Genomic DNA, 21,960 nt, shown 5'->3' on the forward strand with positions numbered 1-21,960 from the left:
ATAATGAACGTGATGACTACCAAGCTATATCAGTTCAGTCGACAGTTGAGCATTCATATTTATGGGTGAGGTGATCTGAACCAGCAGTTTTAGACACCGAGTTAAGCGAGTAAAATCACTTAACGAGGTAAATAATGACAAGCACTAAAACACCTATCAAGCAAACCGAAGAGTTTAAGGAACAGGCGCTTAAACTCGCTGAAAAAACATCGGTTCCAGAGGCAACACGACAACTTAATCTACATGCTTCCCAAATATATGGCTGGCGTAAAAATGCAAGGAAGGACTCCGCAAGTGAACGCGAGGCTGATCTTGCAGCCGAAAACGCTCGTCTGAAACGCCTCCTCGCCGAGCAAGCGGAGGAACTTGAAATAGTAAAAAAGCCGCCACCTACTTCGCTAAGCATCTAAAATGAATACTTTAAGCCTATTCTCTCATCAATTTCCAACTGACGTTGCTCTTTCAGATCGTTGGTAGTTGGCTAATCTCTTTTGAAACACTCAGAAGACTGGATTTGTAAGATCTAGTTTGGGGAATGAATTTCCTAACTAGGTAATGCCCCATTCGGTGTTAGCGCTGTTTAAATCCTAGCATCGGTAAAGCGTAACTTGACTTAGTTTTCTTCATGTCGCTAATCTATTTAGATATATGCAACTTGCCACCTGATTAATAGGAAACATGATGGAACCTATAGTAGTTTCCCCACCACTACGCGGTGAGTGGAATGCATTGAATTGTCCTGGAGACCAAGTGCCTAGTCATGGCACCTATGAGTGGGGGATGACCTATGCTTATGATTTCTACAGGCTTGTCGAGGATGAGAGTGGCTCGATTAGTTGGCACAATCAACCTCGTTGGAAATACTGGCTCGGTTTAGTGAGATTAGGTCACTCATATAGTTGGGGAGAGCCTATACATGCTCCATTTGATGGCGTAGTCCGTGAAGTGGTCACTTCGATTAAAGAGCRTAACCGACTACATATTGTTCGTGATGTTGGCCTAGCTCTTTTCAATAGTGTATTTTTCTCCTACAAAAAAGGGAAAGTTGAAGCACTCACAGGTAATTATCTAATTATTGAAGGTGAGCAATGTTGTGCATTGATTGCTCATGTTCAGTTTGGTTCCGTTAAGCATAAAGTCGGTGATTCAGTTTGTTGTGGTGAGGTTGTTGCTAGACTCGGTCATTCAGGGAACTCCACCGCACCACATTTACATTTCCAATTGATGGATCGAGTTGATTTAGGACTGCCAATGGGGTTCCTTGTGCCTTCGACAGCTATTCAGTCTATAAACACGAAAAATGGCAGCCAATAGAGCAAGGGGTTCCCAGCAGTACTTACCCGATTAGATTCGTTGAACTTACCAGTTAACGCGTAGAATTCACTGAAAAGTGATCGTTAACAGAGTTTATGTAGCAAGAATCTCCCCCAAGCTTGTTAGAGTGCACGGCCTGATACGTTTTTGTAACTTTAAATAAGCAAATACAGCTAATGAACAGCTCCTTGCTTACTAGGCGGATTTTTCCGTAATCCTCTAATTAAACTACAAATAAAGCATTGGTACCCTTGAATTTTATATAATATTTGAGCAAGATAGACGGAAAGAAAAAGCGGAGTGTTTCCGTCTAATAGGCGTTATGTGAAGGAGAAGAAATGGAAGTTCTTAATCAACTTTACCCATCAGATAGCCAGATGGATATACTGAAATCTTCACCTGATTCTGGTGAGATTCATTTGTTGAACCTATTCAAGTTTCGAGAAAAAGCGGAATATGCAGATGGTCGTGAATCAACTTTAACGGGTAGGGAAGCATACGATTTGTATGGTCACCCGATGGCGAAAATTCTTGAGAAATACGGTGCAAAAGTGGTTTTCTATTCGGAAATCACAAGTCTAATTCTAGGTCAGGTTGAAGACCTCTGGGATTCATTTGTAATAGTTAGATACCCATCACGACAAGCTCTTATTGAAATGACGTCGTCGGAAGAGTTCAAGGCTTTAAGCGTTCATCGTGAGGCAGGTTTGGCAGGACAGTTAAACATAGAAACGAAGGCGCCTTAAGTTACAACATACAAGCATTTAATAGTGATTCGCAACGCTTGCCGCTTTCGCTTCGTTCAAAGTATAGGCAAGCGCTGACTGCACCTTAATGCAGCGTTTTATTTACGGAGTTAGAATATGATCCTTTGGCCATGCGTTTTCAAAATAGAGGGTGATTCGGAGCTACTATATTTGGCCTCCGAAGCCCAATTGAACAATGAGTTAGATGCTTTAATTTGGGATTGCTCAGATCGTTTAATTGATAGTAACGGCAATTGTTACGTAGTTAAGGAAGCAGGTAAGGGGTATGTGTTTGAACCAGAAGGTGTACAGTTATCTTTGGACTCTATTACTCACTTAATTCAAGAACATGAGTTTTCAAAAGCAGAGGTCTGTCTTACAAAAATACAGTTCCCATCAATCCAAAAAGCAATTATTGCGCTCGCATTGGGATAATTTCCCATACAAGAGACTATGGTTTCAAGATACTTTTCTAATCTAATCTAATCTAATTTAAGAGGTTTAGCACAATACGCCTAAATCGCCTTTGTCCAGAGGTGTGTTTCAAGCAAAACATATGACAAGCAAAGCATATAATACACCTTATGAAGCGATTAATGCTGTCATAGTATGGGGTATCTGTTGGCAAGTGCGTTTAAACTGAAAACCATCTAGGCACACAATGACAGTTCGAGACTTCAGTCTTCAATCAGTTTGTCAGTTGTTGACTGACCAATGCTACTGAATCCTAATATTGTTTAACATGCCCAACGGGTGCCACGTACCGATTCCCTTCCGGTAGTTTGCAGCCATTTATGAAGACTACTACGTCATTAAGGCTATACCGCTTGAGGTTTCCGACCTTGTAAGTAGGGCAAAAGAACACCCCAATGTTAACTAGTTTATCAAATTCCTCTTTAGTTATATCAAGCATGCGAGCAACGGTTTCTCCAGAAACGAGCGTGAGCTCTTCTTTTGTTCGGTAGTGTTTATCCTTCATATGTTTCATCTCGCTGTTGTGTTTTATCCACTATATCTCTTGATGGGTATGCTCGAATAATGGCATGTCGGGGTAAATATGAATGGGGTATGAGCGATCATCACATTCGATAATTTAAGATGAATATATAGTGCAGTGTACCGTTTAAATTGATTGTGCCGCCACTTTGAGAAAGAAAGGTCAAGGCGATTTTCACTTAGTGTTATAAGTTGATATCTAACTTCGGATTTTTTGCGAGTGACCTTTGGCTGTTTTCGCTTAGGCAAAAGGGCATGCTATTTTTTTAAACAGATTCCTTTATTTGATCTCACAGTCATTGATATACACTTGCACATCGACTAAGCGATAGTGATAGCGGTTACCAATTTTGTAGGCGGGCAAATCAAAAGTACCATCCTGAATCCAGCCATATAGAGTGAGCGGCTTAATGCCCAGAAGCTCTGCCACTTGATTTCGAGGGATCAATTGTTCTGATTAAAGCTCTTGTTGCGTAACTTTACTGTATTTCATTTTTTTAATCCTACTTTAAAAAGGAAAGTTCACATTAAAGGATCTGGTGGGGGGATATGTAGAGGGGTAAACTAAAACATTTGCTGGTGGTGAAGGAGTTGCACAATGGGGAACATTTCAAAGCAGTGAAGTTGTATCGGTTCTAGCTGAATACCCTATGATATGATGCTATTTCTAATAATGAGCAACAGTTTGTACCAAATCTTCTGTGTACCAAAAAGTGTACCAAATAATTTTTCAGTCAGAAATTTCATATGGAATTCAATGTGACTGATTATACGCTCATGTTATTTTCGTTTTTTATAGCTTGGAATTAACTAATTGAATAATAAATGTTTAATGGTTCAGGGGACTACCTCGGACGCAGGTAAAAGTGTACTTTCTGCCGGTTTATGCCGTGTATTAGCACGCCGAGGGATTAAGGTTGCGCCGTTCAAGTCGCAGAATATGGCGCTTAATAGCGCAGTAACAAAAGATGGCGGTGAAATTGGACGAGCACAAGCGGTGCAGGCACAAGCATGCCGCGTAGAGCCAACCGTGCACATGAACCCAGTTCTTCTTAAGCCAAATACAGATATCGGCGCGCAAGTTATCGTGCAAGGTAAAGCGCTCGCAGATATGGATGCATTAGGTTACCACAACTATAAAAAAGTGGTGATGACACCCATCATGGAGTCATTCAACCTGCTTCAAGACGAATATGAAATGGTTATCATTGAAGGCGCGGGTAGTCCGGCAGAAATAAATCTACGCGAAAACGATGTCGCTAATATGGGCTTTGCAGAAGAAGCGGATGTACCGGTGATCATTGTTGCAGATATCGACCGTGGAGGTGTATTTGCCCACCTTTACGGCACCTTGGCATTGCTGTCTGAATCAGAGCAAAAACGTGTAAAAGGTTTTGTCATTAATCGCTTTCGTGGTGACATCAAGCTATTAGAGTCAGGCTTAGATTGGTTGGAAGAAAAGACCGGAAAACCTGTACTAGGTGTGCTGCCTTATCTTCATGGTTTGATGCTGGAAGCGGAAGATGCCATTAATGCGCAGCAAGTTGAAGCTGCAGAACAGCAGCTAAATGTCGCTGTTCCYGTGCTAACACGTGTGAGTAATCATACTGACTTTGATCCACTGCGTATGCACCCGCAGGTTAATTTACAATTTGTTGGTAAAGGTGAACAAATTCCACCGACAGATCTTATTATCATTCCAGGTACGAAAAGTGTACGTGATGATCTCGCTTATCTACGGGAACAAGGGTGGGATAAGCAAATCGCACGACACCTACGTCTTGGTGGTAAGGTCATGGGGATTTGCGGTGGCTATCAAATGCTTGGGGAATCTATTTCCGATCCTGATGGTATCGAAGGCACGCCGGGTAACAGCACTGGTCTTGGCTACCTACAAACGTCAACCCTGTTAGCGACAGATAAGCAGCTAAAGCAAACTAAAGGGAAGCTTCGCTTACCAGAGCAGCCTGAGGTGATGGTAACTGGTTATGAAATTCATGCTGGTGTGACAACAGGCGTTCTTGACGATGCCCCTGTATACTTAACAGATGGCCCTGATGGTCAAATGGGTGTAGACGGCCAAGTGTTTGGTACTTATCTACACGGCATATTTGAACAACAGGCAGCGTGTGATGCCATATTGTCATGGGCTGGTTTAGAGGCAACACAAACGCCTGACTTTGACTTGTTACGGGAACAAGGAATTGATCGCGTCGCAGATATGTTAGAAGACAGTATCGACTTTAAAGTGTTATGGCCTGAGTTAGCCGACAAGTTTGACGATCGTCCTCGAACTGGTAATCGTCGTTCTTAATCGTCAGGCGAGCTTAGAGGTGAATTGCTTTTAATTGTTCTAGACTTATAAGTTATACCTATGAGGTGAATTGTACAGACATATATGTCGGATTAACTGGGGCAGAGATTGAGTCGGCTGACTCAATCTCAACTATGAGGGATGAAAATGATTCTAGAAATCACGCCGAGCATACGAACACAGCGTCTATATGTGCGTCCATGGCATGAAGGCGATATGCCCAGCTTACACCGGATTATGTCCAACCAGTCAGTTCATACCTATACCGACGAGCCCCCATGGACAGAAGAGAAAGCCAGAGCAGTGCTTGATTGGTGCTATGCCAATAAAATGGGCTGGAAATGGAAAGGGGGATTTTTTAATTGCCCCTTACTGCTGGCTGAGTGCGATACCCTTATTGGTAGAGTTGGGCTAAACCCTTATGGTGAAAATGACGGTATAGCAGAAATAGAATGGACGATTTGTGAAGAGCATTGGCGGCAAGGCTATGCAACAGAAATTGGTAAGGCCATCCTAGAATACGGTTTTCAAGAAGGTGGTTTTGCGAGTATTGTCGGGTTTACATCCACGCGTAATATGTCTGCTCGCCAAGTGATGAAAAAGATTGGTATGGAGCACATGGGTGACCGAGAGCAAAATAATCGTAAGCTTAGCTTTTTTCAAATAAAACGGGAGCCTTAATTGCTCCCGTTTTTCATTTGCCATCTAGAAAACTATCTACCATCTAGAAAATTATCTGATCGTATGCTTTTGGCTATGTTTTTCTAATCGGCTAAAGAGGAAAGACAGGCTTAGACATAGCCCTAAGTACCCTGCGCCGACAAGTAGCCATATCTCAAAGATAAGGCCTGAAGAATTTGCCATCTCACTGCCTACAAATGTCAGCTCTTGAATGGAGATTAACGAGATAATTGAAGAGTCTTTCACCAGAGAAATAAACTGTCCAGCCAATGGTGGCACAATACCACTAAGTGCCTGAGGGAAAATGACAAACCTAAAGCGATCCCAGCGTGATAAGCCTAATGAATCGGCAGCTTCCCATTGACCTTGAGCGATAGCATCAATACCAGATCGTACAATTTCTGCAATATAGGCCGCGGCAATCAAGCCAACGCATAAAACGCCTGAGAAAAGGTTCTCCCATAATGCTGCAGGCCCAAATAAGAAGGATTGCAGGCCGTTAATGTTTTCTGGTGTATGACGAAGGATCCCCTCTAAACCAATTGCTGGTACAAGCTGGCTAGAGATGAAAAAGTAAAAAATAAACACAAAAACCAGAGGGGGGATATTACGCACCAACTGGATATAAGCTTGTGCTGGAAGTCGAAGAAAAATAAGCGTAGATCGCCGAGCAAGTCCGAGCATTAAACCGAGTAGTCCGGCAAAGAGCATGCCCCAAAGGCTTAAACGTAGTGTTGCTATTAACCCTTGGAAGAAATAGGGTAGATCACCATTTCGGCCTGTTGACATGATAAGCTGAAAGGCTCTATCCCAGTTCCATTGGTAGTGAATACCAGCCGATGAGCGATACCAGAGCCAGCCAACAAAACAAGCCACTATTAATAGCAGCATGCCATCAAGCTTATTGAATTTAGGTATTGCCGAGAATGAACTTCTCGGCAATGGTTGAGTCGACGATTGTGACAAGGGTTATTGTCCTTCTACGACTTGACCTTCCCAGTCAAGTGTCGTGAACCAATAATCATGACGTTCTTCTAGCCAGCCATCTTCTGTGCGTAGCAAGATCCAATTATTGAAAAAGTTAAGTAAATCAAATTCCCCATGACGAATCGCAAATGCCTCAGAGCCTCGGCTTAGACGCTCTTGGAAGGGGATGTAAAGCTTATCATTATATTGAATCGCCATTTGTTCCGGCTTCGGTGAAGAGGCTAAGACTGCATGCGCATTACCGTTTAAGACTTCTTGGAATGCTTGTGCATCATCATCAAACTGACGAAGCTTTGCTTTCGGGAAGTATTTCTTTGCTGTTTGTACGGTGAAAGCACCACGGCGAACAGACAGTGTAATACTGCGCTTGTTGTAATCATCAATGGTTGTTTTACCTGCTGAATTCCCTTTGTGAGCAGCAAGTTGAACCCCAGAATGAGCATAAGGTGTGGTAAAGAGTACGCTCATGTTTCGCTCTGGCGTAATCGATAAGCCACCAATGATGACATCAAATTTTCCTGCTAATAGAGCAGGGATAATACCGTCCCAAGCCGTTGGAATAAATTCAACTTTTAATCCAGCATCTTTTGCTAGGCGGCGAGCAACATCGACTTCAAAACCAACCAGCTCACCTTGTTTGTCTCGCATGGCCCAAGGGACAAACGTGGATAAGCCGACTCGTAGCGTGCCACGCTCTTTGATTTCGGTGAGAGTTGTTTTATCTGCTGCATTAGCTGTTGTTGCCATAGCGAAGGCAAAAACGGCAAATAAAAGCGATATGACTTTTTTCATGCTTCCTTTCTCCTGTTGAAGATAAATACGTCCATTGATATATCTAGGTATTTGCTTAGGTGTATGAGTTTCGGTTAGTTAGTAATTAGGTGTTGCAAGTTTATGTTCAAGCCAAGCGGCAAATCCTGAAAGAACTAGCGTGACGCATAAGTAGATCCCTGCAACTGTGAACCAGACCTCGAAAGGCATTGCTGTGTCAGCAACGATGTTTCTACCTTCTGTGGTTAAATCAAAGATAGCCATAACACTGACGATGGATGAGTTTTTAACCAGAGAGACCGATTCATTGGTGAGCGGTGGCAGTATACGTTTGATTACTTGCGGTAGAATAACAAAGCGATAGCTATTAAATTTTGATAAGGCCAAACTGTCTGCAGCTTCAAATTGCCCCTTATCGATATTGGTGATCCCAGCCCGGAATATTTCGGCCGTATAAGCACCTTGGAATAAAGAGAGAGCCAGAACGGCCGTTGTAAATCGTTCGAGGCCAAGTACTGGTCCAAAGACAAAATACAGTAGATAAATTTGTACTAATAAAGGCGTATTACGAATTAATTCTATATATGTTCGAGCGATAATACGGCCAACAATAGAGTTTGACAGTCGCAGTAATGCCACTGTTAGCCCGATAACTAAAGTACATACAAGGCTAACGGCTGAAATCTCCAGTGTGACCCGAAGGCCTTCTAATAATTCAGCAGGAAACCATTTACCATCTTCAAAAAACCAAAGGTATTGCGGTATTCGATACCACTGCCAACGGTAGTTCATTGCATCCGCACCAGCATTTAGTAGCCAGTATAAGCCAATGGCCACAAAAGCAATTTGTAATACACCTGAAAAGAAAGGCTTACTCACCTTTAGGCCAATAGCTGAAATTGATTTAATGGTGTTTGATTTTCTTATGGTCATGGCAGATTAATAACTTAAAATTTGCTCAAGAAAAGCTTGAGTACGAGGGTGCTGTGGCGAGTCGAATAGTTGTGCTGGTGGGGCAATTTCAACAATTTCACCTTCATCCATAAAGACAACGCGATCAGCAACTTGACGGGCGAAACCCATCTCGTGCGTTACACACACCATTGTCATACCCTCGACAGCGAGCTCTTTCATGACATCTAATACTTCTCGGATCATCTCTGGATCTAAGGCTGATGTTGGCTCATCAAACAACAAAATGTCTGGCTTCATACACAGTGAACGTGCAATCGCAACGCGCTGCTGTTGGCCTCCAGAAAGTTGAGCGGGGTATTTATCGGCCTGATGAGCAATATGAACACGCTCAAGGTACTTCATTGCTAAATCGGTGGCCTCAGCTTTACTGAGTTTTAAAGTACGGCGTGGGGCGAGAGTAAGATTCTCTAGCACTGTCATATGAGGAAAGAGATTAAAGTGTTGGAATACCATGCCGACAGTGCCACGAATAGCCTTTAAATGTTTACTATCAAGAGGCTGACCGCAAATAAATAGCTGTCCATGATTAAACTTTTCAAGGCCATTGATGCAACGGATTAACGTTGATTTCCCTGAACCAGATGGCCCGCAAATAACTAATCGCTCACCACGCGTTATGGAGAGGTTAATGTCTTTCAACGCGTGAAAGTCACCGTACCATTTATCGATATTTTGAAACGATATGACCGGAGTATCAGTCATTACACACCTCGTAATGATATAAGTTATTGAATCCATGTTATGGTTTTGCAACGAGTTTTTCAAAGTAATGTTTGTGCATTCGAGAATTAGAGCGGTTTTATCCACAGAACTAGATGTGATTGTCTGATTTATATGCAAAATCAAATAAATTAGCGATTATTGTTAATTAGGGTTTGCACTGCCCATAATAAGAAGATAAGTTAAAGTCAATTCGACGAGAAATTTACTGTCAACCATGTTTGTACACTAAGGTTTACACCGTGAGATTGGCAGGAGAGTATATTCAGGAAGTAATGATGCATAAGACAGATGACGTTCGCATTCGCGAGATTAAAGAACTATTACCACCCGTTGCCGTTTTAGAACGTTTTCCAGCAACGGAAAGTGCTTCAGAGACTGTTTTTCAAGCACGCCAGTCTATTCACAATATGCTAAATGGTGATGATGATCGCCTATTGGTTATTGTTGGCCCATGTTCTATTCATGATCCAAAGGCAGCGTTTGAGTATGGACAGAAACTGAAAGTTCTTCGTGAAGAGCTGAAAGGTGATCTTGAAGTTGTAATGCGTGTTTATTTTGAAAAACCACGTACGACAGTTGGCTGGAAAGGTCTAATTAACGACCCGTACATGGACAACAGCTTCCAGTTAAACGATGGTTTACGCATTGGTCGTAAATTGCTGCTTGATTTAACGGATATGGGTGTCCCAACTGCTGGTGAGTTCCTTGATATGATTACGCCACAATACATGGGCGATCTTATCAGCTGGGGTGCCATTGGTGCTCGTACAACAGAATCACAGGTTCACCGTGAACTTGCGTCTGGTCTTTCTTGTCCTGTTGGCTTTAAGAATGGTACTGATGGCAATATTAAAATCGCAACAGATGCCATTGGTTCATCAAGTGCACCACACCACTTCTTATCAGTAACGAAATACGGCCATTCAGCGATTGTTTCAACTGCGGGTAATGAAGACTGTCATATCATTCTTCGTGGCGGTAAAGAGCCAAACTACAGTGCAGAACACGTAAATGATATTTCAGCGCAGCTTGAAAAAGCGGGTTTACGTCAAAAAGTGATGGTTGATTTCAGCCACGCGAACAGCTTGAAGCAGTATCAGCGTCAAACATTGGTTTCTGAAGATGTCGGTAGCCAAATTGCAGGCGGCAACGATGCAATCTTTGGTGTGATGATTGAAAGTCACCTTGTTGAAGGTCGTCAAGATATCGTTGAGGGTACAGAGCCTACCTATGGTCAGAGCATCACTGATGCATGTATTGGTTGGGAAGAAACAGAAAAAGTATTGCGTCAGCTAGCGAGCGATGTTCAGAAGCGTCGTAAGTAATAAGCAATAATTGATATATGCTAAGGCCTTCATAAATGAAGGCCTTTTTGTTTTTTACTGCGTTAATAGTAGATAACAGATGTCGATTTACTATTAAGGGTTATCGTTGGAAGAAAAGGGGTAATTGGTATGAAGTCTTTCGTGACTTCTACCTCAACGAACTTTCCCGATGATAGATCAGGCACGTTATTACCATCTAACTCCCAATTGATGGTTATCACTAAATCTGAAGCTGATGTTTTCGATTGTATATAATCTTTTATTTGCTGATCCGTTGTTGGGGAATCGGCTGTCCGTCGTTTATCTATGCCAGCTTCACTACCTCTTACAGCCGCAAATCTAGCACCTTCTCGAGCGCCATGAGCGACCGTATTGTAATTAAAAATTAATACGCTGCCTTCCAATATTAAAAAAATGACCATGAACAAAACTAGACCTACTATTGAGGCCTCGACAGTTGTCGTTCCTTTTTGAGTTTTCTTATAGCGGGTCTTATTAATCATATTACTGAAGCCTTACTAATGCTGTACGCTGCAACTGAATAGAAGAGGGAACGAAAGGGTATGAGATAAGGGTATTGAAATTACGCGTTGCAGAGACCTCCACATAAACTTCAAGCTGTGAGCTACAACTTGCCGTCGTACAGTCGACTTCAGCTATTAGGTTATCACAGCGACAGATGCGTGAAGCATTAACCGTAAGCGCTTGAGTATTCGCCTCATTTAAGGGTAGGTTGCTAGCATCATTCAAAGCAGCATTGACCATACCTGTGTAATCAATAGATAGGCTAGGGTTTAGTGCACCGTATCCAGCGGCATGACGAACTGCACTAGAGGTAATAACACCGGCATACATAACTCGGCCAAAGTCTAAAACAATGAGCAAGAGAAATAGTAATACAGGCAAAACGATGGTTGCTTCGACAATCGCTAGTCCTTTTTGTGTTTCGATATTTAATTGTCTGCTCATAGTTCGTCCTTATTCAACTAAGGTGACTCTTTTAAGTGGGGACCCACCAGTCGATGCTCCACTCATGTTTGAAAGGTTGACGTGAGAGCCGCTAGAAACTTCGAGAAATTTGGAAACAAGTAGGCCTTTTGCGTTGGTACCCGATGAGCTTGAATGAAATTTTAGGTGCTGATTCCATGTATAAATGGCACCAGTTAATGTTGCATCCACACTACTGTCTATTCTGTTTACTGGATAAGATCCAGGGTCATCGGAACTTGGTGCGTCACGGTCGGTAAAAAATAAAATTCCATCCAATGGGTTCTCGCATTCAGTGCCACTTAAGCCACCATCACACAGTGGTGCAGAAAACGTCACTTTGGCACTTGAGTTAATATCCATTGTCCAAAACCACTCTTTCCCTTTTTCAGGATCCTTGTTACCTGAACTAGTACAGTCCCAGAAACAAGTGTTATAAAAGGACACATCGGTACCTGTAGCTTTTGAGTCTCCACCTTCAACACGTAGGCCGCCTCCTCGAAGAATATATACACCAGAATTAAAGGTTACCTTGCCTTTCTTTATATGGATACCGCCACAATAGGTACCAGGATTCAGGGTCTTGTTACCCTCGACGGTATAGGGTTCGTAAGGGCCGCCTGAATCTTTTTCTTTACCACTACAACCTGAGGCGTCGCATTTTTCTTCTTTTGCACATGTAGAGGCCGAACGACTCACTGTTGGGGCTTGAATACCGGCTAAGGGATCAGGCGTAGGTAATGGTTTTTGGCTAGATGATTTTCCTTTGCCACTTGTTGGGCAATCACCAGAGGAACTGCATTGGTAAGAAGCTCCACCTGAATCACATTTATCTTTTTCGTAACCACCGACAACCGTTATTGTACTGCCCTCGACACAAGCACCGCTATCGACATATGCACCCTTGTTGTTTTTTGAATTAACCCAGATGCCGCAGTCTGTAATTAACGATGAATCGCTACTGATATGAAAAGCTTTTTCATTTTTGCTTGTATCATCTAATACATACACACAGTTTTGACTGCTGGCAATACTACCATTAGCAACTGCGCGGGCAGAAAAAGCGAGGTCATCGATACCGAGCACTTTTAAAAAGAAGCTAGGTGAAGCTTGGTTTACAATGACTTCAACAGAGAAGTCATCATTGAGGTAATAACCGGAAAGCGGGGGATTGTTCACCGTGACAGTAATATTATCGACCCCCGTAACAAAGCCATTATCTGCTGCAGCTTGTTGAGCCGCAGAACTTAGCGTGGACGTATTACCATAAAATTTTTCATATGTACCAGCCAGTGCAGCAGTATCGGCGGCCGTTTGTGCTTGCCGATAATTGGTATAGGCGAGGCCTACATCAAGCGCTAAACCTACCATTGCAAGTAGCCCTAACAACATTATCGTTGTAAGAGGAAGGACAATACCTCCCTGTCGCTGCATTGCGTGTTTACTGTGTGGGATCATAATAATTCGCTCCCTACCAAGCTTTTGTTTTAAGTTGTTGACGGTTACATATCAAAAAGCCTAGTGCCGAGTATCTGTGATGCTATATACCGTTGCTTGTGTCTGTGTGTTATTTGCGTTATTTGATAGCTTGACTGGTGGTGCTGAAATTTGTAGTTTTTTTGCTCGCTTAAGGTTTTTTTGTGCTTTCGCATAAAATGTAGGGCTAGTATTAATCGCTTTTTCGAGATATAAAACAGATGCCTCATAATCACCTTCAAGCATCGAAAAGTAACCGATGTCGTTAAGGGCTTTTTCTCGTGGCATCACATTTGAAAGTGCGTCTAATGCATCTTCATAACGCCTATCTTTGATATAGATTAAACCAAGGTTTGACCATCCACGTTTAGCGCTGGGATATAGGGTCGTCGCTTTACGGTTTACAGCTTCAGCTTGAGGTAGGTTGCCATCTAAGTAATATGAGTAGCCAAGGTTTGTTAACGCTTTATAAGATTTACTGTTCACTTTTAACGCGGTTAGATAAATTTGCTGAGCGTGTTTATGTTGTGCATCCAAATCCGCAATTATCCCTAACCCTATATAGGCACTTATTGGTGATGCACTATCAATAACTAAATCTCGTGACAAGATATCTTTATCAGGGTCCCAGTTTTTATTACCTTGGCGCTTCTGATCCATTTTTATGCTGTGCAATAAATGCATTTTGGCATTTTCATGCTCACCCAATTTTAGCTCAACAATACCGACTGCTGCGGCATATTGAGTATTGTTTTTGTTGATAAAAGAAGCTCGATTGTAGGCTAGCTTTGCAAGCTCATAGTTTCCACGCTGCTGGTGGATATAACCAATTTTGTAAAATGCCTGATCAGCTTGATCTTGTGACGGAAAGCTAAGCGCTCGTATATATTCGTAAAGGGCGAGATCAGTGTCTTTTTCTCTGTATGCTTTATCACCACGAGCAATAGCCTCTTGGGCTGTTTCAGGGGGAAAATCATTAGATAGTCCAAGTGTTGGTTTACCATCGTAGAGTTCATGGTCGAAATTCACATTGTTTTGTTGGGCAGCATCGTCTGTACTTGAGCAACCGACAATAAATAAGACTGTAATGGCAACAACGAGTGATTTTTTTGTATTTTGTTGGTTTTTAGTCAGCATTTTAATTCCCTCTAAATACCGGCGGTATTAACCACCTGCAAATATCTCTATTACTTTTATGGCTGCAGGCCCTACTGCGACAGCAAAAAAGCCTGGCCATATACACACAATCAACGGAAAAATCATTTTGGTGCCAATTTTCGCGGCTTCTTCCTCTGCTTTTTGCATCCGTCGATCTCGAAATTCATCAGCATAAACCCTGAGTGTATCGGCCATACTTGCCCCCAGTTTTATAGACTGAGCAATAATGCTAATTAAACCCTGTAGTTCTGTAAGACCTGTACGTTCGACAAATTGATTTAAAGCTACCGGGGTTGGAATACCGACACGGGCTTTCTGGCAAACAAGCTGTAATTCATGGCTTAGCTCTGGTGATACCGAGTCAATTTCATTTGCAACACGGTTAAGTGCAGCTTGAAAACCTAGGCCAGCTTCAGAAGTTACAACCAATAAATCTAAGGCGTCTGGAAAGGCATTCCTCAAGGCTTTTACTCTATTCTCAGCGAGTCGTTTTAATATAATGTTTGGTGAAAACATTGCTATCGCTACGGCTAATAATATATAGGTAACCGTTTTTTGTGTTGTTAGCTCTGGAAAAAATTTGGTAGCGATTACGGTACTGATTAGAGCAAAAATCGATAATATTACTTTTATGGCATAAAACGTGGTTAAGGCTGAACTATTTTCGTAGCCTGCGTGCATTAACAGCTGACGCGTATTAATTTGTTCCGTCTTAGATTTTGGCGTTACATACTTTTCTATCGACTCTAATGTTTTATCAAATTGCTTTCCTCCACTACTTTGGCTCTGTTTATCTTTCACACCAGATATAGTATGCAGCCGTTGTTTTAGAGGATTAAAAGCATTATTTATTATGATCCCAACACTGATGGTTAAGGCCGCTGTACTTAGGAATGCTAAGCCAAGAAACAACCATTTTGTAATCTGTTGATTTCCTATGAATGAATCTATTAGCGTAATAATATAATCCATATCAAACCTCTATACGCAATAGCTTTCTTATCCAGATCAAGCCTAAGACCATTAGTACACCGGTAGCGGTGAGTATGCTTGCTCCTTTGTCTGAGGTGAATAATGGCTCTAGGTAGCCAGGGGAGCTGAAATAGAGCATTATAAAAAGGACAAATGGAACCATCATTAAGACCCAAGCAGACATTCTTCCTTCTGCTGAAAGGGTTCTTACTTTACGTAATAATCGGAAGCGGTCACGAATAACATCAGATATTTTTTCTAAGGTTTCAGACAAGTTACCACCGGTTTCTTTTTGGATGATAACGGCGCTATTAAAAGCTAATACGCTGACTGAGGGATTACGTTGAGCTAGATTGGCCAGTGCAACTTTTAGATCTACACCATAGTTAAGTTCAATGAAGGTCTTCCCAAACTCAACTGAAATCGGGGGGGGCATTTCCTCGTGTACTGTTTTCATTACCTCTGTAAAGGGGTAGCCGACAAGTAATGCTCGTCTCATTACGTCCAATGCTTCTACAAATTGTTCCTCGAATAGCTGCATTCGTTTTTCGGACTTTTGACGCAAAAATAGAATAAAGCTAATGAGTTGAATGAAAGGGGTTGCGATAGCTAGCATTACGTTTTGTGAAATAAATAGTACTGAAAACATTGCTATAAACATGATAACAATGAACCAAATACCAACTTTATATGCTTTCCACTCTAATCCGGCTAATGATAATTTTTCAGCAAGATACTCGCCAAACGAGTTGTTTTCTAGCCAGCGTTCAGTCGGTGAAAGGTTATCAAGGTAGCTCTTTCTCAATAGTGACTGCTGGTGGGATTTACCCGACTCAGAAATGACCTCTAATTGCTTTTTGATTAAACGATTACGTTTAGCTCGCGTACCTGTTGCAGATATAAATAGGGTCTGAGTAATAACAACCACAGCAATAAAAAGTACAATCAAATAGAGCTTCAGGTTCTGATCCATTAGAAACCTCCACCATTGGCTGAAGTGAAGTGAGAGTAGGGTAGGTCAATTCCCATATGTTTGAATGTATCCATAAATGAGGGAACATTACCTGTCGCTTGGTATCTGCCGATCACGTTGCCTTCTTCATCAATACCTGTGCGTTTGAAACAAAATAATTCGGTCATGGTAATCACGTCGCCTTCCATTGCGTTTACCTCAACGATACTAGTAATTCGACGTTTACCATCTTCCATTCTGCGCAGCTGAATGACGATATTTAGTGCAGAAGCTATTTGTGATCGTACGTTCTTAATCGGCATATTCCAGCCGGCCATGGCGAACATATTTTCAATTCGTCCTAATGCGTCTCGTGGAGTATTGGCGTGAATGGTGGTCATTGATCCATCATGCCCTGTATTCATAGCGGCTAGCATATCTACAGCTTCACCACCACGAACCTCACCCACAACAATTCGATCAGGGCGCATACGTAATGAGTTAATGACTAACTCACGCTGTGTAATGGCACCTCGTCCTTCAATATTTGGCGGACGTGTTTCTAAGCGAACGACATGGGGTTGTTGCAGTTGTAACTCTGCGGAGTCTTCAATCGTGATAATCCGTTCGTTTTCGGGTATAAAACACGAACAAATATTAAGTGTTGTTGTTTTCCCAGAGCCTGTACCACCGGAAATGAGAATATTTAAGCGGCCTTTAACCACAGCTTGAAGGAAGTGAGACATCTCTTGGTTTAGTGTTCCATACTCTAAAAGCTGCTCAACTTGAAGCCGTTCTACAGCAAATCGTCTTATGGATAGTGAAGGCCCATCAAGGGCTAGCGGAGGAATGATTGCGTTAATACGCGAGCCATCTTTAAGGCGGGCATCAACCATTGGTGAGCTTTCATCAATTCGTCGGCCTACTTGTGACACAATTCGGTCGATGACATTGAGTAAATGCCTATCATCACGGAATGTCGAATTTGTTGGCTCAAGCTTACCTTTGCGCTCTACATATATTTGGCTACTAGAATTGACTAAAATGTCGGAAATGGATTTGTCTTTTAGCAGAGGTTCTAATGGCCCTAACCCTAAAAGCTCGTCGCCAACTTCTTCAATGACTCGCTTTCGGGATTCTGCGTTAAGTGGTACATCTTTTTCAAGCAGCAGCATGGTCGACATCTCAGACACTTGCAGTCGTGCTTCATCTCCAGGAAGGCTTTCAAGTAATGATAAATCGAGGGTATTAAAAAGATCTTCGATAAGTTCATTTTTGACAGCCAATTCTTGAGGGTTGGGCGCGGAGATGGGAGCTAGTACTTCGTCAGGCGCCTCTGTGACACTCGGTGCTTCCATATTCGCTTCTATGATAATCTCGGCTCGTTTTTTTCTAAACATACACACTAGCTCCTTAGAAACGAAAAGAAGCGTTTAAACCCTGTTGCTTCTTCTATCTGCTTGTTAGTTAAGGTATTGGCAACATCTTTTAATGCCTTAACAATTGGTTTCTTTTCAAAGTGGGAGGCGAGTAATTCTCCCAAGTTAGTTGCAGCACTCACAGACAAATAGTCATTTGGAATTAAGATGATATTGTCGATGTGAAGCGATGATTTGATATCATCAGGTTTAATATCAATGTTTTTGGAATATCGATTAACAATGATTTTAATTTGTTGTTGAGTAAACCCAAATAAGTGCTTTAATTTTTTGATCAATATGGCAGCTTCTTTAATAGCTGGAATGTTTTGCTGAATAACAATATAAACATCATCTGCATTAGTGAGTGCCGGAAGGGTACTATTTTCTAAGCCTCTAGATAAGTCGATGATGACATGGCTAAAATTGCTACTAACTTGTTCGAGGAAAACACCAAATGATGATGATGTGAACTCTGGTATTATATCTGAAATATGTTCAGTACGGTTCGGTATGAACTTCAGACCAGACTCATGTTTTGTTAGCATCCCATTTAGTGCGAATTCATCGATTGTATCAACTTGGTTAAGGGCATCGCTTAGCGTAAATTTGGGGTTTGTTGATAACAGACCAGATGTTGTTCCAAACTGTGCATCTGGGTCAATTAATACGATTGAGTGATGTTCAAGCGCTAGGATATGAGCGATGGATGTTGAGAGTATCGTTGCTCCCATTCCTCCTTTTGCATTGATAAAAGCGCTGATTCGCCCTTGAGATTTGTTGGCTGATTTACCTTGAGCACAACTGTATATGATTTGATCAAGTTCTGATTCATCAAAAGGAATAGACAAGACATCTTTTATTTCAACTTTTAGCGCTTTTCGTAAAATGTCTGTATCAGCATTATTGGTAATTAATATTATAGGTAGTGAATTATTTAGTTGTTCTTTTAGCTGCTTACTTATCAGCACCCAGTCGGTACAGGCATCAATAATCACTAAATCAGGGCATATATTATGGGTGTTGATTTTTATACACTCACGATATTCAACGAGAGTAAGTACCTTGAATTTTGCATTAGACCACTGGGAAAAATACTCAATAAGTGGACGATTAAACGTTTCATTGTCACTGATAATCCACCCAACAATCATCGTTTTCAATGGCTGCTTCATTGGTGAAATAAAACTATTGTCAGGTAGTGCATTAGTTGTATTCATAATTCACCTCAGCAATCCGTGAAGCCTGTTCTTGTCACACCTAAGCTTTCCCTAGGTATCAATGTTGTAAAATCTGGAGCTTCAAAATTGAGGTCAAAAGTGGCGAAAGGGATAAATAGCTCGATTTGATAATCGACTACTTTTACTTCTATAAACTCAACTTGGTTGTAGATGACTGTTTCGTTTAGGTCATCATTAATTTTTGTCCCAACACTATCGAGGTAGCTTACATCAATATTTTCAGTTGAAAAGCCAGGTAGTGGAACACTATCAATAATTCCTGATAGCTTTGTATCCTGTTGTTCAGTTGTCGATACTTGGCAAACAACGGCTAATCGTGCAGTTCTTCTTGTTGTTTCATTAAGTATATGCCATGTAAATATTAGTCGTCCAAATTCAATAATGGTAAAAATAAGCAGGAAAAATAATGAAGAAATGATCGTAAATTCAACTAATGTACTACCAGTTGAATCTTTCATATAAAGTTGACTTCTTCTCATTTACAAAACCCTCATCGAGTAGCTAGAAGTCAAGCTGAAGTTTAAATCAAACTCATCACCTGAAAAAAAGTTAGGTATTACACTTAATACTGGCTGATAAGGATATGTAATTACAACATTAATATAGTTATCAGTGAGTGTTATTTGGACATGCGATAAAGCTAAATTTGGGATGACTGTCTCTGTCCCACCATTAATTGAACCGTATATTGCTAGGTTAGTAGCTGAAAGTATATCGATATCCGTAAGTGAATAATTATTTGTTGTGCCTTTATTTATCTCACTAGATAAATATCTCGCACTGTCGCGACTGAGTTTATCAAGCTCATTATAGGTATAAAATGCTCGACCTAGCTCAGCAATCGAAAACATTATAAGTAAGAAAATCGGTAACAATATAGTAAATTCTATAATGGCTAAACCTTGATTTTTTCTAATCATAATCATTAGGAATCTTCACTATCAGGGTCGTCAAAAAGTACTATTTTATAGGGGCCACTCTCGCTTGGCGTTTTACTTGGGTTACCGCTGTGGTTCCGACAATCTTCTATAAATTCACCAATCACCCATGACCCATTACCTTTACCTGATTTATCGTCATCAGTCGTGGTATAGCTGACGGGTTGCGTTAAAAAAAAGCAGCCAAGCCCTTTTAAATCGACTTCCATACGGCCACCTTTTTTACTCGCAGTATTACAATCTAATATGGGTACTGTAATAACGCGACGATAGTAACCGCCACTTTGGCATGATGCTGAATCAAGACAGGCCTGATAATCTTTAGTCTCATAATCGCTGCTATATTCAGAATATGAATAGACTTCACTGGCAGATTTATTGGGAACATAACTGGTAGTTTCGATACCACTAACTTCTTCCGTTACTGTTGTGACGGCAATGTATTCATCAGTATCGAAATAGGAGTTTATATCGCCGATATAATCCTCGTCTTTGTAGCCTGAAACACTGACATCCTCAAAGCGAGTATCAATGGCAAGAGTTGGACCTGTCWTATTACCGGTTTCAGTTAATATTGGTTCACCATCTTCAACAGTAAGGCAGCTTTCATACTCTCCAGCAAGCGCATCTTTATAATGACTCGCTCCTGTTTGAGGGTTTCCATCAGCATCGGTGAGCGTAACAGCCATGAAATTTCCTGGACCAATCGTTGAGTCTTTAGATGTTGATGCTTTTAATACATGAAGGGTTTCATGTGAATACCCCGATATATTGGAAGCTGATGGGGAAGGACCTTGGCAGATACTTAAGGGTACTATGTTACATGAGCGTCCTAGACTAGTGCTTGGACCGGCAACAGCCGAAGCTCTTGTAGTTAAGTTTATATTGAAAATCGATACCAAAAAGTCTGGGATATCGACATTTTCAATTCGTACTCGTACATAGGGAGAATCCGATGTTTCGGTACTAGGATCAAAAGGAAGGCTTTCAGAAAATTCAATATTAATGGTGGCTTCATCAAGCAAAGTGTCATTATACCCATCTAATGATATATTATTGGTAATTGCTTGGGTTCCAGCTGTGATTGCTTCGTTTCGGTCACCTCCAAGATCAATTGTTTTTGCGGCACTGAGTGCAGCAGAATCTACAAGGTTTTGTAACTTACCTTTGGAAAGAGTAAGGTTACCAATATCAAGTGCTAGAGCCCCACAGCCAATAAGTACGACCATCGCGAGGGTAGCAAAGATAATAACAATTCCTTGCTGCCTTTTAGGTTGGTTGGACGCTAGACGTAACCTATTCATATAAGCTTAACCCCTAAGAAGGAATACTTTCACTTAGCACCAGCAATTATGCTTTTACTTTTTACCTTATCTTGTTCATGACCTTTTTTCTCTGTCGTGAACGACTTACTAGCTTTTTTGCCACTGAATAGAGGGGAGCCAAGTGGAACTCTATTTTCTGCTAAAGGGTCAACGGTTTGAAGTCTAATCATTTGGTTAACGCTATTGCCAAGTTTTAACTCTTTAGCTAACACACTTGAGATAAATGTAAGTGAGATAAAGGCAGATATTAATAAATTCATTACACTAAGTTTCATTGAGCTATATTTCATTGCCTTTCCCTTATAAGCTGTGACCAAATTGACCTTCAGAACCTGCGCTTGGTGATAAGGTTGCTGTTGGTCTCGATGATGTTTGGCTGTAAGAGTTCGTTAACTCGTCTTCTTTTAATTCGCTCATACGACCCAACAAATAAAATTCCCAATCATTCGGTTCAACAAAGCTATCAGTAGGTAAAGTGACATCTTGCTTGCGAATTGGTTTTGCAAGGCGAGGGGTCACTAAGATGACTAGCTCAGTTTCCCCTTTGCGAAAAGACTGGCTTCTGAATAGCTGGCCGATCACTGGTAGATCACCAAGGCCAGGTAGCTTGTCGACTACATCAGTAACACTTTCGTTAAGTAGTCCGGCAATACCAATGGTT

At 41.4% G+C, this 21,960-nt stretch carries 23 protein-coding genes and 2 pseudogenes; 7 read left to right on the forward strand and 18 right to left on the reverse strand.

Annotated features, from left to right (window positions below):
* Positions 1-134 precede the first annotated feature (134 nt).
* From L4D09_RS21835 to L4D09_RS21850, 4 genes and pseudogenes are all read left to right on the forward strand, one after another.
* Positions 135-399 (forward strand): annotated as a pseudogene (locus L4D09_RS21835) (transposase); the annotation flags it as partial.
* Between the two features lie 282 nt (positions 400-681).
* Positions 682-1,314, forward strand: coding sequence for a M23 family metallopeptidase (locus tag L4D09_RS21840; RefSeq protein WP_428459642.1), 633 nt, complete (start codon positions 682-684; stop codon positions 1,312-1,314).
* A gap of 338 nt (positions 1,315-1,652) precedes the next feature.
* A complete protein-coding gene (locus L4D09_RS21845) occupies positions 1,653-2,060 on the forward strand; it encodes a DUF1330 domain-containing protein (RefSeq protein WP_428459643.1) in 408 nt (135 codons plus the stop codon).
* Between the two features lie 117 nt (positions 2,061-2,177).
* On the forward strand, positions 2,178-2,495 hold the full coding sequence (locus L4D09_RS21850; protein ID WP_428459644.1) for a DUF4144 family protein: 318 nt from the start codon (positions 2,178-2,180) through the stop codon (positions 2,493-2,495).
* Between the two features lie 841 nt (positions 2,496-3,336).
* Here L4D09_RS21850 and L4D09_RS21855 read toward each other — a convergent pair.
* Positions 3,337-3,486: a helix-turn-helix domain-containing protein gene (locus L4D09_RS21855; protein ID WP_428459645.1), complete on the reverse strand. Its 150-nt coding sequence runs from the start codon at positions 3,484-3,486 to the stop codon at positions 3,337-3,339.
* 402 nt (positions 3,487-3,888) lie between these two features.
* Between L4D09_RS21855 and L4D09_RS21860 the strand changes: the two genes are divergently transcribed.
* A complete protein-coding gene (locus L4D09_RS21860; RefSeq protein WP_428459664.1) occupies positions 3,889-5,370 on the forward strand; it encodes a cobyric acid synthase in 1,482 nt (493 codons plus the stop codon).
* Between the two features lie 147 nt (positions 5,371-5,517).
* Complete coding sequence (locus tag L4D09_RS21865) at positions 5,518-6,051, forward strand: GNAT family N-acetyltransferase (protein WP_428459646.1); 534 nt, start codon at positions 5,518-5,520, stop codon at positions 6,049-6,051.
* Positions 6,052-6,102: 51 nt separating this feature from the next.
* Here L4D09_RS21865 and L4D09_RS21870 read toward each other — a convergent pair whose 3' ends face one another.
* From L4D09_RS21870 to L4D09_RS21885, 4 genes are all read right to left on the reverse strand, one after another.
* Positions 6,103-6,942: an amino acid ABC transporter permease gene (locus tag L4D09_RS21870; RefSeq protein WP_428459665.1), complete on the reverse strand. Its 840-nt coding sequence runs from the start codon at positions 6,940-6,942 to the stop codon at positions 6,103-6,105.
* 78 nt (positions 6,943-7,020) lie between these two features.
* On the reverse strand, positions 7,021-7,785 hold the full coding sequence (locus tag L4D09_RS21875; RefSeq protein ID WP_428459666.1) for a transporter substrate-binding domain-containing protein: 765 nt from the start codon (positions 7,783-7,785) through the stop codon (positions 7,021-7,023).
* A 123-nt stretch (positions 7,786-7,908) separates the two neighbouring features.
* Positions 7,909-8,742: an amino acid ABC transporter permease gene (locus L4D09_RS21880; RefSeq protein ID WP_428459647.1), complete on the reverse strand. Its 834-nt coding sequence runs from the start codon at positions 8,740-8,742 to the stop codon at positions 7,909-7,911.
* A gap of 6 nt (positions 8,743-8,748) precedes the next feature.
* Positions 8,749-9,486 carry an amino acid ABC transporter ATP-binding protein gene (locus L4D09_RS21885; protein WP_428459648.1) on the reverse strand — a complete coding sequence of 246 codons (738 nt, stop codon included), beginning with the start codon at positions 9,484-9,486 and terminating at the stop codon, positions 8,749-8,751.
* A gap of 296 nt (positions 9,487-9,782) precedes the next feature.
* On the opposite strand from L4D09_RS21885, the gene aroG reads away from it, so the two are divergent.
* Positions 9,783-10,832, forward strand: a complete 1,050-nt coding sequence (gene aroG, locus L4D09_RS21890) for a 3-deoxy-7-phosphoheptulonate synthase AroG (protein ID WP_428459649.1) — start codon at positions 9,783-9,785, stop codon at positions 10,830-10,832.
* Positions 10,833-10,894: 62 nt separating this feature from the next.
* Here the strand turns inward: aroG and L4D09_RS21895 are convergent, their stop codons facing one another.
* From L4D09_RS21895 to L4D09_RS21955, 13 genes and pseudogenes are all read right to left on the reverse strand, one after another.
* Positions 10,895-11,335 carry a TadE/TadG family type IV pilus assembly protein gene (locus L4D09_RS21895; protein ID WP_428459650.1) on the reverse strand — a complete coding sequence of 147 codons (441 nt, stop codon included), beginning with the start codon at positions 11,333-11,335 and terminating at the stop codon, positions 10,895-10,897.
* Position 11,336: 1 nt separating this feature from the next.
* Positions 11,337-11,801 (reverse strand): TadE/TadG family type IV pilus assembly protein, encoded by a 465-nt coding sequence (locus L4D09_RS21900; protein WP_428459651.1) that lies wholly within the window; start codon positions 11,799-11,801, stop codon positions 11,337-11,339.
* 9 nt (positions 11,802-11,810) lie between these two features.
* Positions 11,811-13,277 carry a pilus assembly protein TadG-related protein gene (locus tag L4D09_RS21905; RefSeq protein WP_428459652.1) on the reverse strand — a complete coding sequence of 489 codons (1,467 nt, stop codon included), beginning with the start codon at positions 13,275-13,277 and terminating at the stop codon, positions 11,811-11,813.
* A 60-nt stretch (positions 13,278-13,337) separates the two neighbouring features.
* Complete coding sequence (locus L4D09_RS21910; protein WP_428459653.1) at positions 13,338-14,432, reverse strand: tetratricopeptide repeat protein; 1,095 nt, start codon at positions 14,430-14,432, stop codon at positions 13,338-13,340.
* A 27-nt stretch (positions 14,433-14,459) separates the two neighbouring features.
* A complete protein-coding gene (locus tag L4D09_RS21915; RefSeq protein ID WP_428459654.1) occupies positions 14,460-15,425 on the reverse strand; it encodes a type II secretion system F family protein in 966 nt (321 codons plus the stop codon).
* A gap of 1 nt (position 15,426) precedes the next feature.
* A complete protein-coding gene (locus tag L4D09_RS21920) occupies positions 15,427-16,398 on the reverse strand; it encodes a type II secretion system F family protein (RefSeq protein ID WP_428459655.1) in 972 nt (323 codons plus the stop codon).
* The gene (locus L4D09_RS21925) at positions 16,398-17,777 is read right to left on the reverse strand and encodes a TadA family conjugal transfer-associated ATPase (protein ID WP_428459656.1); all 1,380 of its coding nucleotides are present in this window, start codon (positions 17,775-17,777) and stop codon (positions 16,398-16,400) included. Before L4D09_RS21925 ends, L4D09_RS21920 begins: the two co-directional genes overlap by 1 nt.
* Before the next feature lie 5 nt (positions 17,778-17,782).
* Positions 17,783-19,015, reverse strand: coding sequence for a CpaE/TadZ family protein (locus tag L4D09_RS21930; RefSeq protein WP_428459657.1), 1,233 nt, complete (start codon positions 19,013-19,015; stop codon positions 17,783-17,785).
* 8 nt (positions 19,016-19,023) lie between these two features.
* Positions 19,024-19,515 (reverse strand): TadE/TadG family type IV pilus assembly protein, encoded by a 492-nt coding sequence (locus L4D09_RS21935; RefSeq protein WP_428459658.1) that lies wholly within the window; start codon positions 19,513-19,515, stop codon positions 19,024-19,026.
* The gene (locus tag L4D09_RS21940) at positions 19,516-19,962 is read right to left on the reverse strand and encodes a TadE/TadG family type IV pilus assembly protein (protein ID WP_428459659.1); all 447 of its coding nucleotides are present in this window, start codon (positions 19,960-19,962) and stop codon (positions 19,516-19,518) included.
* Positions 19,962-21,278 carry a pilus assembly protein TadG-related protein gene (locus L4D09_RS21945; RefSeq protein WP_428459660.1) on the reverse strand — a complete coding sequence of 439 codons (1,317 nt, stop codon included), beginning with the start codon at positions 21,276-21,278 and terminating at the stop codon, positions 19,962-19,964. The genes L4D09_RS21940 and L4D09_RS21945 overlap by 1 nt, the downstream gene beginning before the upstream one ends.
* A gap of 29 nt (positions 21,279-21,307) precedes the next feature.
* Complete coding sequence (locus L4D09_RS21950; RefSeq protein WP_428459661.1) at positions 21,308-21,589, reverse strand: hypothetical protein; 282 nt, start codon at positions 21,587-21,589, stop codon at positions 21,308-21,310.
* 10 nt (positions 21,590-21,599) lie between these two features.
* Positions 21,600-21,960 (reverse strand): annotated as a pseudogene (locus L4D09_RS21955) (type II and III secretion system protein family protein); the annotation flags it as partial.

The organism is Photobacterium makurazakiensis, from assembly GCF_050336715.1.
Lineage (GTDB): Bacteria > Pseudomonadota > Gammaproteobacteria > Enterobacterales > Vibrionaceae > Photobacterium > Photobacterium makurazakiensis.